This window comes from Novipirellula methanifontis (genome assembly GCF_052161655.1).
In the GTDB taxonomy this organism is placed as follows: domain Bacteria; phylum Planctomycetota; class Planctomycetia; order Pirellulales; family Pirellulaceae; genus Novipirellula.
In genome coordinates this window covers 8,554,558-8,567,987 of sequence record NZ_CP197418.1, presented here as the reverse complement: position 1 = coordinate 8,567,987, position 13,430 = coordinate 8,554,558, and the positions used below count along the sequence as shown (strand labels likewise).

Sequence of the window (13,430 nt, the reverse complement as noted above, 5' to 3'; positions counted from 1 at the left end):
TTTGCTCATGTCATCGATTCATCCTGCCGTCGCGAGTGTACTGAACGCTCGCAACGATGCGACGCAACAGAAAGTGCAGATCGCAGTGATTGCCAAAGGCATGGACGTGCAGAAGCAAACCGGCGATGCGATCAACGCCATGCTTGAGCAAGCCAAGCAGGTTCAATCGCAAATCTCAAGCGGACATCTCGACGTCCGCGTCTAAAGTGAGCTCGTTTTCAGGCAGCTAACTACGGGCGAGGTGCGGCAGCAGCTAGCACTTCCAAATCGTCGCGGCCTACTCGGGTGCAGAACGTACCCAGCGATTCGCCATCGAGACGATTCGACTTGTAAGCCGAGAAGATTCCGATCAACTCATCCGCGACATCGGCGTCCTTAACCAAGTCCTTGTAGATGTAGGCCATGCGGTCGCCAACCCAGCCACCGCCGGCAAACAGCGTGTACTTGTCCTTGGCTTTTCCGACCAACGCCAAGTCGGCGTTGTAGGGCCGAGCACATCCGTTCGGGCAACCAGTCATTCGCAGCGTGAATCGTTCTTTGTCCAGCCCAAGCTTTGCCAATGGCTGTTCAATCGAATCGATGATGCTTGGCAAACGTCGTTCGCTCTCGGTGATCGCCAACCCGCAAGTTGGAAGTGCCACGCAAGCGATCGACCAACGACGCACCATGCTGATGTCTTCGGTCAGCGTCGCGCGGTGTTTGCGAATGATTCCAATCAGTTTCTCTCGGTCACCTTCTTCGATATCGGTGAAGATGATGCTTTGATTCGTGGTCATGCGAAGTTCTGTTTTGAACTCGTGGCATACCGCGCGAATCGTCGCTTTGAGCTGATGGTTTTCGTTGTCGTACAAACGGCCATTTTCGATGTTCAAGCCGTACGACCATTTGCCGTCGCCTTGTTCTTGCCAACCCATGTGGTCATCGACTTCGTGCACGTCATCTTCGGTGCAATCTTGCAGCGGTTCGCCGAAATACTCTTCGACCTTGCTGCGGAACTTTTCGATACCCCAGTCGGCGATCAAGTATTTCATCCTCGCGACTTTTCGGTCTTCGCGATTTCCGTGATCACGTTGCACCTTGACCACCGCGATGGCAACGTCGACAGCCTGCTCGGGGGTGCAGAAGGCCATTCGCTTGGCGAGTGCCGGGAAGGTCTTTTTGGCCGAAGGAGTTGTTCCCATGCCGCCGCCGACCAACACGTTGTAGCCGATGATTTTGTCATCACGAACCACCGCCAGGAAGCCGAGGTCCTGAGCGTAGATGTCGATGCAGTTGTCATCGGGAAGCGCGATGCCGACTTTGAATTTACGTGGTAAGTAAGTCGGTCCGTAAAGTGGTTCGACGACTTCACCGCTGCCGCCACCTTCGAGTGTCGACTCGCCACTGTCAGGATCGGTAACCCACAATTCGTGATAGGCAGGGGTTTGCGGCGCGAGTGCCACGACCAAGGCATCCGTCAGGACTTGCATGTCGCGATGAACCACGTCCACTCGTTTGGCGGGACAGCAGACGACGTTTCGGTTGACGTCGCCACACGCTGCAAGCGTCGAGAGTTGAATCTCGTTGATGCGGTGTATCGCCTTGCGAAGGTTGCCTTTGACCACTCCGTGAATCTGCAGCGTTTGTCGCGTGGTGATCTTGAGCGTCGAATTGCCAAGTTCGTCACACAGATCCAATTGAGCGAGCATTTGGTCGCACGTGATTCGGCCGCCGGGAATTCGGCAGCGAACCATCATCGAAAACTCTTTGCCGCCGCCGGTCTTCTTCGCGGCCATGCGAACGTCGCGGTCGTCTTGTTGGTAGGTGCCGTGGAATTTCAGCAGCTGTTGATTGTCTTTATTGAATTGATCCGTGTCCTCGGTCAACTCGACGTCGATCGTGCCTTTCAGGAAATTGCTTTCCTCTTTGATTGATTCGTTAGCGCTTAATTTTGGAGCGTCGGTAGACATCGAGACTCAAATCCTGTGAGATTTCGTTTACGTAAATAGTTGGCACAATCAGTCGCACGTCGGCGGCGTCGTTGTACCCAGTGGGGTTCCGCAAAGGTGTGCGGTTTACGAATACTATAACGACGAGACCGAAATGCCACTATGGCGATCAAAATGACTCTTTTTCCCGCGCGAGAAACTCAATGGCAGAAATACTCGATGGCAAGCGAATTGCCGCTGAAATCCGTTCCGAAGTGGCCCTGGATGTCGAGAAACTCAAGCAGGATCTAGGCCGCGACGTGGTTCCTTGCCTCGTCGCTGTCCTGGTGGGTGAGGACCCCGCCAGCCAGGTGTATGTCCGCAATAAGCAACGGGCCTGCGAAAAAGCGGGAATTGAGGGGCGCACGCACCGTTTGCCCGCAGATACCAGTCAAGCTCAATTGTTGGAATTGGTAGCCGAGCTGAACAATGACGACACGGTTAACGGGATTTTGGTTCAATTGCCGCTGCCCGCCACAGGCAATGGGGGCGCCGGGTTCGACGAGCGAGCGGTACTCGATGCGGTTGATCCACTTAAAGACGTTGACGCGTTTTCACCGGTAAACGTCGGTCTTTTGATGCAGGGGCGGCCGCGTTTTTTGCCTTGCACCCCGCATGGCATCGTGCAGTTACTGCATCGCTGCAACATCTCTGTGGCCGGAAAACATGTCGTGGTCGTCGGACGCAGCGACATTGTTGGCAAGCCCATGGCGATGATGTTGGCTCAGCGTGACGGAAGCTGCGGCCGCGAAGTAGCCAATGCCACGGTCACGATCGCTCATAGCCGAACCGCGAATCTAGCCGAAGTTTGCCAGTCCGCAGACTGTCTGATCGCCGCCGTGGGTGTTCCCGAGATGATCAAGGGCAACATGATCAAACCTGGTGCCGTCGTGATCGATGTCGGGATCAACCGCGTCGGTGACAAGTTGGTCGGTGACGTCGCGTTCGCCGAAGCAGCGGAAGTCGCATCGGCGATCACCCCCGTTCCTGGCGGCGTCGGCCCGCTGACGATCGCAATGCTGCTGCACAACACTGTTCTGGCGACGCGTCTGCAAAACGCATAAGACGACTTTACTCGCTCGCTGAAAATCGGTTTTCAAGGATGCGGCTGCGGCAAATTGTCTCTTTTGCCGTCAGCTCACCATCGAGTGTACTCAGCGGCGGCGAAAAGTAATGCAGTTGATCTGGGACCTGCCACGAAGCGTCATTTGCCAGCACTTGGCCAACACTCTCATCGATTTCGCAGCGGTCCGCGTCCTCGTGAATATCAAGCCACAATTGCAGCGAGTCATCACGGTAAATCAGCATCGCATGCTGGATGCGGGGCAGTGGGTTGATTCGTTGTTCGATCGAGGCTGGAAAAATTTTGTGACCATTGGGCAGCACAATCACATCATCGCTGCGTCCCAAAATCCGAAACTGTTTTGAACTTGCATCGACTTCCACGAGGTCGCCCGTTTCAAACCAGCCATCACGGTCGATTCGCTGCTCGGTCGCTTCGGGATCGTTCCAATACCCCAACATCACGTGATCGCCACGGACAAATAATCGTCCGCCGCGGATGTCGGTTTCCCATCCTTCGACCGGACGACCGACCAATCCGGGAATGGGATCCGCAGGAGTCGCACTGCAAATCACGGGACCCGTTTCGGTGCATCCGTAACCTTGAATCACAGTGACGCCTCGCTCAGCCCAGCGGTCAAACGTTTCGGACGTGAGTCCCGCGCCGCCACAGCCGAGAATTTTTAGTCGTGACAGTCCAAATGAGTCTGGCTCTTCATCGAGAAGCCGATTGGCCAAGCTAGGAACGACGTTGGCGAGCGTCGGTTGGGCATGCAGGGCCAGTTGTTTCCAGCCCGCGTAGCCGTAAGTTAGGACAAGGGTACAGCCACTTAATAGCCAAGTGCCAAAGTCACATGTCCGCGAGTAGGCGTGCGCCAGCGGCAGGCTGGTGAGCCGCACGTCGGTCGGTGATTGCGGCACCGCCCTGAGTTTGGCGTAGGCGTTTTTGACGAGTGTTTGGTGCGAGAGCATGACGCCCTTCGCAGTCCCGCTGGTGCCGCTGGTCCAAAGAATTAGCGCAGCTGATTTGGGATCTGTCGCCTTTCGCTCCGCGAAAGTAGCGTCTTCCGCAACTTTCGTGGAGCGAAAGGCGACCAAGGACTCTTCGCCAATCCAGTGACCCCCGACGCGGTCCCAGCATGCCTGTTGGTGTGCCGAGCTTGCCTTTCGGCTGATGGGGACATTGATCGCACCGACGCGAGCGGCGGCGAGAGTGAGCACGACGTCGTCGATCGTATTGCTGCTGGTGTAGCCGATTCGTTTTGGCAAAGCAGGCGATGATGCGAAGAGGTCATCAAGATGGGCCGCCGTCGTCTGGACCAGCGACGCTAATTCACGCCAAGATCGCGAGCAAGGTTGCTCGTTTTCCCAAGTGATCAGGGCGACCGAATCGGCTCGCGATTGCACCTGTTCGTCAAACGCATCGAGCAGATTCGTGTGCATAAGAAATGGGAAGAGTGATCCCGTTTAGTAATTTCTATCCGTAGCGAAAGTCGCAGAGACTTTCGGTCTCCATTGCTCATCGTCGAAACTCTCTGCGAGTTTCGCTACGCACAAAACTGACTTATACCAAACCTTCCCCAAGCGATGTTGGGGAAGGTAGTTGTTCATGGAATGACAGGCTGGAAGCCTATCCCACTTTAGGCAGTGACGTTTAGGGTCTTGCGAAGCTTTGCTGCGTTGCCGGCTTGGCCGAACGAAACCATGCGTGCGACACAAACGTCCTTCATCGCGGCGCGAGCTGGCTTCAAGTAAGCACGTGGGTCGAAGGCGCTCTTGTCTTCGGTCAATACCTTGCGGATCGCTCCGGTGATCGCCATGCGGCAATCGGTGTCGACGTTGATCTTACGAACACCGCTCTTGATACCGCGTTGAATTTCTTCAACAGGCACGCCGTAGGTTTGCTTCATTTCACCACCGTACTTGTTGATGATGTCTTGAAGCTCTTGTGGCACCGAGCTGCTGCCGTGCATGACCAAGTGAGTGTTAGGGCATTTCGCATGAATCTCTTCGATTCGGCTCATTGCCAAAACTTCACCGGTTGGCTTCTTGGTGAACTTGTACGCTCCGTGGCTGGTGCCGATCGCAACCGCCAAAGCATCGACGCCGGTTTCGGCAACGAAGCGAGCTGCTTCATCAGGATCGGTCAACAATTGGTCGTGAGTCAAAACGCCTTCGGCGCCGTGACCGTCTTCTTGCTCACCGCCACCCGATTCGAGCGAACCGAGGCAACCGAGTTCGCCTTCAACGCTGACGCCGCGAGCGTGAGCGGCTTTGACAACTTCGGCGGTAACGCGAACGTTGTAATCGTAATCGGCAGGGGTCTTGCCGTCGGCTTCGAGCGAGCCGTCCATCATGACGCTGGTGAAACCGTTGTCGATTGCCGACAAGCAAGTCTCAGGGCTGTTGCCATGATCTTGGTGCATCACGATTGGAATGTGTGGGTACAACTCGGTCGCTGCGATCATCAAGTGACGCAGGTAGTTGTCTTGCGTGTACGAACGAGCGCCACGCGATGCTTGGATGATCACGGGCGAATCGGTTTCTTCGGCCGCCTCCATGATCGCTTGAATCTGTTCCATGTTGTTGACGTTGAACGCGGCAACGCCGTAATCATTTTCTGCTGCGTGGTCGAGTACAACGCGAAGTGGAACCAAAGCCATGACTAGCTACCTGAGTGCTTGAGGAAGAGTTTGTGAGTTCAAGTTTGTACGGATTATCCCCGACTGGCCCCGTCTCGCAAGGGCTTTAGGATGCGGTTTCCCCCACGAGCAAAAGTGGGTCAGCACCAAGCGGATGCGTGGAATCGCCGCCCAAACGAGCGAATTATCGCCAACGGCTTTCTCATTGCCCCTGTCTTGCCTTTAGCCCCGCTTCAAGCGTCGCTACGATCTCGTCCACGTCGTACACGCAGCCGCCCCAAGTTCCTCCGCCGACTTGTTGCAGTGCTGCCCATAATCGCGTATCGGCTGGCATTGCCGCTTCAACGGCCAAATCCGGGTGCGGGCCGCGTGCGGCAAACCGCTGTTGGACCGTCGTTTCGGGGGCACCTTCTTCGAGCACCAAATCGACCCTGCCGGTTAGCGAAACTCGGTCGACTTCGATCTCGATGATGTCGCCGTCGCGGATCTTGGCAATCGGGCCGCCCGCCAATGCCTCGGGGCCGATGTGTCCGATGCAGGCCCCGGTGCTGACCCCGGAAAAACGAGCATCGGTGATCAAGGCTACTTCTTTGCCGAACGACAAGTACTTTAGGGCCGAGGTGATCTGATAGGTTTCTTCCATGCCACAGCCCAGCGGCCCGCGGCCGATCAACACGATCACGTCACCCGCCTTGATCGTCGGTTCGGTTTGTCCTTTGATCGCGGCGATCGCAGCACGTTCGGTGGTGAAGACCCGGGCCGGGCCCCGTTTTCGATAGACGTTGTCTTCGTCGACCACGCTGGGGTCAATCGACGTCGCCTTGATCACCGAGCCCTCTGGACAGAGATTGCCGCTGGGGAAACAAACCGTGCTGGTCATCCCACGACGCGTTGCTTCGGCGGGCGGAATGATCACTTCATCAGGATCGACACCGTCGGCTTCGACGAGGCGGTCGCGACAAACCTGACGCCGATCACTCGCTCTCCACTCGTCGATCAATTCGTTCCATGTTTTACCCGTGACCGTGATCGCTTCGGCGCGGAGCAGTCCAAGTTCTCGCAAATGCCATGCGACCTCGGGAACACCGCCCGCTAAGAACAATCGCACCGTGGGATGGCCGACAGGACCATTGGGCAAACAGTCAACAAAGCGAGGCACCATTTGGTTGACTTTGCGAAACGCAGCAGCGTCAGGCCGTTTCAGACCGGCGGCAGCCGCGATCGCAGGGATGTGCAGCAACAAGTTCGTGCTGCCTCCGACCGCCGCGTGAATCAACATCGCGTTAAAGATCGCATCGTCTGTCAAGACGTCGCGAAGCGATTGGCCTCGCAGCACCATTTGCCTTGAAGCTTCGGCTGAATCGCGAGCCAATTTGGTCCAAATTGGTTGCCCGCTCGGAGCGAGCGCCGCGTGCGGTACGGTCATCCCGAGGGCTTCGGCAACGACCTGGCTAGTCGCCGCGGTCCCCAAAAACTGGCAACCGCCGCCTGGCGTACCACACGCTCGGCAACCTTCGAGGGACGCTTCCTCGAGCGACATTTCACCGCGTGAATAGCGAGCGCCAATCGTTTGTACTTTGCCCGCGTCTTCACCCACGGTGGGCGGCAATGTCACGCCGCCAGGAACCAACACGTTGGCAAGCCCGCTGCATCCGGCCAGTGCCATCATCATCGCCGGCAATCCCTTGTCACATGTCGCGATGCCGATGACTCCTTTGCGCTGGGGCAGCGAGCGGATCAAACGCCGCATCACCATCGCCGCATCATTGCGATAGGGAAGTGAGTCGAACATTCCCTGTGTTCCTTGCGTCCGTCCGTCGCATGGATCGCTGACAAACGCGGCAAAGGGAACCCCGTCGTTTTTGCAAACTTGTTCCGCCGCCGCCTGGACCAGCAAACCGACTTCCCAGTGCCCGGTATGGTAGCCGAGTGCGATCGGGGTACCATCCGGATTCCGCATCCCACCCTGCGTGCTGAGGATCAGATATTGGTCGCCCAGAACACGCCGCGGGTCGAATCCCATGCCGACGCTTTGGGTCAATCCAAACAGATCGCCGCTGCTCCAGTTTCGCAGAATCTCGTCACTCAGAGGCAGCTTTCCGGTCGGCCCGGTTGCTTTGGTTTGGACGGGGGAGACATTTTCAAGAGCACCAAAATAATCAGGTTCGCTCATAGGGGCACCACAAAAAAACGGTAGGACGAATGGGGATCGTCCTACCGTAGCTTGAAATGATCCGCGAGGGAACTCGATGACAGGCTAGAAGCCTATCCCACATTTAGCGGCGATCGCCTAACAGGATGAACAGGTAGTACGCCAGCGTCATGATCGATTGCAGCGTTGCGGCAACGTAAGTCAATGCCGCAGCATTGAGAACCTTGGCGACATAATGTTCTTCGTTGCCCGCGATGATCCCTTGCGAGACAAGTTGCTCGCGAGCTCGTGAGCTGGCGTTGAATTCCACTGGCAAGTTGATTAACTGGAAAAAAACGACCGCCGCGAACAAAATCACGCCAATCCATGCCAAGGCAGGGATGCCGAACCAGATCCCGCCCAACAACATCCAAATCCCAGCGCCCGAACCAAAGTTCGCTGCGGGGACTGCGGTGTTGCGAATCATCAACGGTGCGTAATTTTGAGCGTCCTGGAACGCGTGCCCCGCCTCGTGACAGGCAACGCCGACCGCCGACATGTTTTGGCCGTTGTAAACGTCGCTGCTCAACCGCAGTACTTTCGCACGCGGGTCGTAGTGATCGCTCAATCTGCCGCCGACTTGTTCGATTCCTACCGAATTTAACCCAGCGCTATCGAGCATCCGGCGAGCCGCTTGGGCGCCCGACATTCGAGTCGATATTTTGCTCATTTGCGCAAATGCCGACTTCACCTTCCACTGGGCATACAGACCAAGCAGGAAGGGTGGCAACACAAACAAAAAGTAAAGCATCATTGGCTCTTTACCACCTCATTGAGTAAACACACACTTTGACGCCAAAACGACAGCGCAAAGCGATACCATGTCTTACACGCAACTTGTGGACCATTCGCGGCATCAGGAGTGATTCTTGGCAATAGGACACCCATTTTGCACGTTTTTGGTCCATATAAAACGAATCGGGCCATGCTCGTCAGAACCTAGGCCCAGCCATTACAATCCGAGGCACGATGACCGGGTGGTTGCCAATTTCCACGGCCTCGTGAACTTGAATTGGCTGTGAATTTGGTTTGCCTGTCACTTGATATGACAGCCACTTCGTTACTCGCGGCTGATCGACCGCATTGCATTGAAAGTTTTCGTGAACGTTTTAAGCCAATTTGCAAATATATCGACGGACTTGCTGCTGTCGCTTCCCACGATTGCCTCCCTGGCTGGGGGTGGCGGCTTGCTCGCTAACGCCGACGCTTTGCTAGCGAACGCCCAGTGGCTCTCCAACCGCACCTACATTCTGCTGGCCGTGATCATTACGACGCTGGGCATTGCCACGATCGTCGGCGAAGTGCTTTCGCGTCGTGAACCGATGGGGATTGAATCGGCGCTGATCGCTCGCTTCAAGCACAAAGTCCGCGTGTGGTGGATGATGCTGGCGATCTTTGTGTTCGGCTTTGTGCTGCACCGAGTCGGAGTCGTGGTGCTGTTTGGCTTCGTTTCGTTCTGGGCGTTGCGTGAATTCATCACGATGACGCCGACGCGGCGGGGAGATCACCGGACATTATTTTGGGTGTTCTTTATCTTTACGCCGCTGCAATACATCTTGATCGGACTGGGCAGCAGTCCTCCAAGCTGGATCACAACCGACCCGAACCGAGACTTCTATGATTTCTATAGCATCATGATTCCGGTCTACGCGAGTTTGTTTATTCCGGCGCGGGCTGCGATCGCAGGCGACTACAAACGATTTCTCGAACGTAGCGCAAAAATTCAAACTGGATTGTTGATCTGCGTTTACTCGCTCAGCTACGCACCGGCGCTGCTGGACCTTGATTTGGTGCAAACCGGAAAGATCCCTTGGAACGGCAGCAACGTCAGCTTGCTGGTTTTCTTTGTTCTGATTGCCCAACTCGCCTCGGTATTTGAACGAGCCTGGGGTAAGCTCGCAGGCCGCAAAGTGATCGCCGAAAAGATCAATGCTTCGCGAACCTGGGAAGGTTTTTTAGGCTCGATGGTGACCACCGGACTCGTTGCTGCGGCGCTCTCGTGGGCCACGCCATTTCATCCTTGGGAAGCATGGATCCTGGGTGCCGTTGTGACCGTGATGGCGTGTGCCGGAACGATGACGATGAGTGCAATCAAACGCGACCGAGGCGTCACCGATACCGGAACGCTCGTCCAAGGACATGCAGGATTGTTGGATCAAATCGACTCGATTTGTTTCGCAGCACCCGTCTTTTATCACCTCACACGATTCTTTTGGTCCGTATGACGCTTACGCTTTTCGACACCCACGCCCATCTTAATACCGATGCCTTTGATGGAATCGTTGACGATGTGATCACGCGAGCCAAAGAGGCGGGCGTGGTGGGTATCAACGTGGTCGGGGTGGATGTAAAGACCAGCCGACGCGCGTGCGAGCTTGCCGCGGAGTATCCGGATTACTTGTTCGCCACGATTGGGATCCAGCCCAACTCGGCCGCGGAAGCCGCAGAAGGGGACTTTGCTTTGATCCAGGCGATGATCAACCAGCCTGGCGTGAAAGCGATCGGCGAAACGGGATTGGATTGTTATTGGGACGACACGCCGTTGCCGATGCAGCACGATTACTTTGATCGCCACATGCAGTTGTGCCGCGACACGGGGTTGCCGATGGTGATCCATATGCGTGAAAGTGGCGATTTGATTGTCGACCAATTACGGCGACAATCGTCCGTGCCCGCGGGGGTGATGCACTCCTTCACTGGCGATGTGGCACTGGGGAAACAGTGTCTAGAAATGGGGCTGCACCTCAGTTTTGCGGGGATGGTCACGTTCAAAAAGAGCGACGAATTGCGTGAGGTCGCTGCAATGGTTCCCGACGACAAACTTCTTGTTGAAACCGACGCCCCCTACCTCAGCCCCGAACCGCTACGAGGCAAACGGCCCAACGAACCGGCTCGTGTGGCTTACACGCTTCGCTGTCTTGCCGATGTCCGCAACGTGTCCCCGGAGCGATTAGCGGCGATCACCACCGAAAACGCCCGCCGTTTATTTGGATTGCCGGTTTAGACCGCATCAAATCGCTGCAAGCGATGCCGATCCAGCAACCGATTGTCGCTCGGCTTTCCAAGCCGTCCGCGTGCTTCACCTCCTTAAAACTTGTTTTGGCGAGGTCAGAGCGAGCGTCAGCAAGCTCTGGGTGGGGCCTCGATGTGTTAGAGATGCAAGGTGCAAGTTCATTCCAACCAGCCCTCCCCGGCCGCTACTGTAATAAAATTCGGCGTTGAGCAAGCGTACTGTCACCTCTCCCAAACGCAGTTTTAGGGAGAGGTCGAGCAGAGCCTTCAGCGATGCTCGGGTGAGGGCCGACCGAGCAAGTCGAGGCCAGTGCACGCTATGTTGCGCGGTCGGCCCTCACCCGGACGAGGCCTGAAGGGGCCCGTCCGACCTCTCCCATGCTGCGCTCGGGAGAGGTGACAGAACACTGCTGCCTACAATGTCGCTCGGCTTTCCAAGCCGCCCGCGTGCTTCACCTCCTTAAAACTTGTTTTGGGGAGGTCAGAGCGAGCGTTAGCAAGCTCTGGGTGGGGCCTCGCTGTGTTAGAGATAGCAACGTGCAAGTTCATTCCAACCAGCCCTCCCCGGTCGCTACTGTAATAAAATTCGGCGTTGAGCAAGCGTACTGTCACCTCTCCCAAACGCAGTTTTAGGGAGAGGTCGAGCAGAGCCTTCAGCGATGCTCGGGTGAGGGCCGACCGAGCAAGTCGAGGCCAGTGCACGCTTTGTTGCGCGGTCGGCCCTCACCCGGACGAGGCCTGAAGGGGCCCGTCCGACCTCTCCCATGCTGCGCTCGGGAGAGGTGACAGAACACTGCTGCCTACAATGTCGCTCGGCTTTCCAAGCCGTCCGCGTGCTTCACCTCCTCAAAACTTGTTTTGGGGAGGTCAGAGCGAGCGGAGCAAGCTCTGGATGGGGCCTCGCCGTGTTAGAGCTAGCAACGTGCAAGTCCATTCCAACCAGCCCTCCTCGGTCACTACTGTAATAAAATTCGGCGTTGAGCAAGCGTACTGCCACCTCTCCCAAACGCAGTTTTAGGGAGAGGTCGAGCAGAGCCTTCAGCGATGCTCGGGTGAGGGCCGACCGAGCAAGTCGAGGCCAGTGCACGCTATGTTGCGCGGTCGGCCCTCACCCGGACGAGGCCTGAAGGGGCCCGTCCGACCTCTCCCATGCTGCGCTCGGGAGAGGTGACAGAACGCTGCTGCCTACAATGTCGCTCGGCTTTCCAAGCCGTCCGCGTGCTTCACCTCCTCAAAACTTGTTTTGGGGAGGTCAGAGCGAGCGTCAGCAAGCTCTGGGTGGGGCCTCGTTGTGTTAGAGATTGCAACGTGCAAGTTCATTCCAACCAGCCCTCCCCGGTCACTACTGCGGCCGAACTCTCGAGGAGTGGGTGAATTCTAGGATGCCGGAACTCCGCTCCGCTACGGTCCGGCCTACAACTATTCCGCCTACGGCGCCGGGTACTTTACTGCGTTTCGAATCATTTTGGCTCGCAGCGTCTCGCTCAAATCGATTTCCATCGCGTTGGCGATTGCGATCACGTAAGCCAAACAATCCGCGAGTTCTTCGCCCGCTTCGTGTTTGCGTTTTTCGTCCAGCTTGACCTTGGCTCCTTCTTCGAGCGTCAGCCACTGGAAATGTTCCATCAGCTCGGCCGCTTCGATCGCCAGCGACATCGACAAGTTTTTTGGGTTGTGGAATTGATGCCAGTCTCGCTCGGCCACAAATTTCTCGACGAGGATTCGCAGTTCGTCGACCGTGGTTGTTTCATCGCTCATTGTTCACACTCTACAATCTTGGCATGGATGATCCATCTAACGCACCGCCGCCCCAACCCGACGCGCAACCGCAATCCGACGTGCCACCACGTCGAAACGGAAACGCACCCCGGCAATGGAGTCTGCGTGAGTTTTGGGGGCTGGTCACGATCGTCATGCTAGTCGTCGCGTTTGTCGTCACACTACAGCGTTTGCGGCGAGCCGAATTGGAACTGGATCGATTACGTCGCGAGCATGGCTATTTGGAACCCACCACGGAGGGCGAAATTGCCGCTTCGCGTGCTCCATCGGACCAACCGCTGACCTATCGAGCCCGAGTTCGTGTTCCCGACCAGCCTCGTTACCGGGTGTGTTATAGCACATTGTGGCCCAAGGACTCGTCGGCTCCAGAGTGGTTTGCCGCAGTCGATCTGCCGCCCGGCGAGTCGGTCGTGACGGTAAAAATTGGCTCCGATCCGCGAGACTCGCGGTGGAAGATCACCGCAACCGTGCAGAGCGACCGCGGGACCAAGCGTTTGGCGACCGTCTTGCCCGCAGAGCATGTTACGATTTTTCGCGGCACGCATGACGCTCTGCGATCAGGAATTGGCAAAGAGACGGTAAGAAAAGTGAAAACGGGGTCGATCCGCTTGATCGACGACCGCTGGTTGGTCGGCAATGCGGGCGTGATGTTGTACGGTGACAAACCGCCATTGGAAAACCAAGTTGGCGTGTTTGCAGAGTTACAGCCCGATCAAGGCCCTCTCTAAGGAATCGGCGTTTTACTGTATCTTCTAGCCGTGTCCCCCTCGTTTCTCC

The 13,430-nt window shown here is 56.6% G+C and carries 11 protein-coding genes; 5 read left to right on the top strand and 6 right to left on the bottom strand.

Annotated elements, in window-relative coordinates; all coding sequences use genetic code 11:
* Window positions 1–7 precede the first annotated feature (7 nt).
* Window positions 8–205, top strand: a complete 198-nt coding sequence (locus tag SH528x_RS30480) for a putative motility protein (protein ID WP_339937432.1) — start codon at window positions 8–10, stop codon at window positions 203–205.
* A gap of 25 nt (window positions 206–230) precedes the next feature.
* Here the strand turns inward: SH528x_RS30480 and SH528x_RS30475 are convergent, their stop codons facing one another.
* Entirely contained in the window at window positions 231–1,949 is a 1,719-nt protein-coding gene (locus tag SH528x_RS30475) for an NADPH-dependent assimilatory sulfite reductase hemoprotein subunit (RefSeq protein WP_442507192.1), read from the bottom strand.
* A 182-nt stretch (window positions 1,950–2,131) separates the two neighbouring features.
* Here SH528x_RS30475 and folD point away from each other — a divergent pair, with 182 nt between their 5' ends.
* Window positions 2,132–3,031, top strand: a complete 900-nt coding sequence (folD, locus tag SH528x_RS30470; protein WP_442507191.1) for a bifunctional methylenetetrahydrofolate dehydrogenase/methenyltetrahydrofolate cyclohydrolase FolD — start codon at window positions 2,132–2,134, stop codon at window positions 3,029–3,031.
* A gap of 7 nt (window positions 3,032–3,038) precedes the next feature.
* Here folD and SH528x_RS30465 read toward each other — a convergent pair whose 3' ends face one another.
* From SH528x_RS30465 to SH528x_RS30450, 4 genes are all read right to left on the bottom strand, one after another.
* Complete coding sequence (locus SH528x_RS30465; RefSeq protein WP_442507190.1) at window positions 3,039–4,472, bottom strand: class I adenylate-forming enzyme family protein; 1,434 nt, start codon at window positions 4,470–4,472, stop codon at window positions 3,039–3,041.
* Window positions 4,473–4,669: 197 nt separating this feature from the next.
* Entirely contained in the window at window positions 4,670–5,692 is a 1,023-nt protein-coding gene (fba, locus tag SH528x_RS30460) for a class II fructose-bisphosphate aldolase (protein ID WP_442507189.1), read from the bottom strand.
* Between the two features lie 181 nt (window positions 5,693–5,873).
* Complete coding sequence (locus SH528x_RS30455; RefSeq protein WP_442507188.1) at window positions 5,874–7,844, bottom strand: YjhG/YagF family D-xylonate dehydratase; 1,971 nt, start codon at window positions 7,842–7,844, stop codon at window positions 5,874–5,876.
* 103 nt (window positions 7,845–7,947) lie between these two features.
* Complete coding sequence (locus SH528x_RS30450; protein WP_442507187.1) at window positions 7,948–8,616, bottom strand: zinc metallopeptidase; 669 nt, start codon at window positions 8,614–8,616, stop codon at window positions 7,948–7,950.
* 346 nt (window positions 8,617–8,962) lie between these two features.
* On the opposite strand from SH528x_RS30450, the gene SH528x_RS30445 reads away from it, so the two are divergent.
* Both SH528x_RS30445 and SH528x_RS30440 read left to right on the top strand, forming a co-directional pair.
* Window positions 8,963–10,087 (top strand): phosphatidate cytidylyltransferase, encoded by a 1,125-nt coding sequence (locus SH528x_RS30445; protein ID WP_442507186.1) that lies wholly within the window; start codon window positions 8,963–8,965, stop codon window positions 10,085–10,087.
* Complete coding sequence (locus SH528x_RS30440) at window positions 10,084–10,866, top strand: TatD family hydrolase (protein WP_442507185.1); 783 nt, start codon at window positions 10,084–10,086, stop codon at window positions 10,864–10,866. The genes SH528x_RS30445 and SH528x_RS30440 overlap by 4 nt, the downstream gene beginning before the upstream one ends.
* A 1,436-nt stretch (window positions 10,867–12,302) precedes the next feature.
* Here SH528x_RS30440 and SH528x_RS30435 read toward each other — a convergent pair.
* Complete coding sequence (locus SH528x_RS30435) at window positions 12,303–12,632, bottom strand: nucleotide pyrophosphohydrolase (RefSeq protein WP_442507184.1); 330 nt, start codon at window positions 12,630–12,632, stop codon at window positions 12,303–12,305.
* Window positions 12,633–12,655: 23 nt separating this feature from the next.
* Between SH528x_RS30435 and SH528x_RS30430 the strand changes: the two genes are divergently transcribed.
* Window positions 12,656–13,381, top strand: a complete 726-nt coding sequence (locus tag SH528x_RS30430; RefSeq protein ID WP_442507183.1) for a hypothetical protein — start codon at window positions 12,656–12,658, stop codon at window positions 13,379–13,381.
* Window positions 13,382–13,430: the final 49 nt, after the last annotated feature.